Genomic DNA, 961 nt, shown 5'->3' on the forward strand with positions numbered 1-961 from the left:
CATTGGGAAAACGGATGGCCGGAATATAACCGGTAATTCCCAGTAGTTCCAAGCCCCTGTGAACAGCACCAGTGTCATACCCTCTGTCCAAAGCAACTTTCTCCATAGACAGGCCCAACTGTTTTTGCTGCCGTTCCAAATGCCGCAAAACCAAGAGGCTTTCTTTTTCATTTGCCGGTAATACATCTACTCCTGTAATAATCCCATATTTACAATCTACGGTCGCTTCCATGAGGTATCCCACACCTCGTTTGCTCCCGTGGTGGATATAGCCACACTCAGGATCTGTTGTGCTTGTTGTAATCTTTTTGGTGACTGTATGGCTCGCTGGCTTCTTAAATCCCGGCTGTGATGCAAGCTCCTGGTCCAGATTATCAAGATAGCTCAACATGCTCTGCTCGACTTCAACTTCTATATCCATCCAGCTGTTCCTTGAAACTTCGGCTGGGATGTAGCTGCCATCGGAGGCCATCTCTTTGCCGTCTATCAATTTCTGTTCCATGCAGCATCGGACAATTTCCAGAAAGATCTGTTGGAACAAGCTGCTCTCATTCCACTTGCGGACTCTTGTTTTGCTGAAGGTAGAATGATCCGGTATCTTTTCTCCAAGCTCAAAGCCACAAAACCAACGATAAGCAATGTTTAGCTGAATTTCCTGGACAAGCCGGCGTTCTGACTTGATGCCATAAAGGTATCCCACCAGCAGCATTTTAAACATACTAACAGGGTCAACAGATGGGCGGCCATTTGCAGGGTAATATGGCGCTACAAGATCGTAGATAAAGTCAAATGAAACCATCTGATTGATTTTCCGAAGTAAGTGATCGCGTGGAATTAATTCTGCTATATCCAGAATCACCATACTCTTCTGACCGCTTTGCCGTCCCATCATGCTCCATCCCTCCCTTATTTTAATTATACCATGGGAATGGGGTGTTTGGGACTTTTGTCAACAGGTCCA

Annotated in this window: 1 protein-coding gene; it reads right to left on the reverse strand. The window is 45.8% G+C overall.

The features are described from left to right. On the reverse strand, positions 1 to 892 hold an 892-nt coding region (locus E0E29_RS17930; RefSeq protein ID WP_165449976.1), incomplete at its 3' end, for a transposase. Between the last annotated feature and the right edge of the window lie 69 nt (positions 893 to 961).

It is taken from the genome of Intestinimonas timonensis, from assembly GCF_900626145.1.
GTDB lineage: Bacteria > Bacillota > Clostridia > Oscillospirales > Oscillospiraceae > Intestinimonas > Intestinimonas aquisgranensis.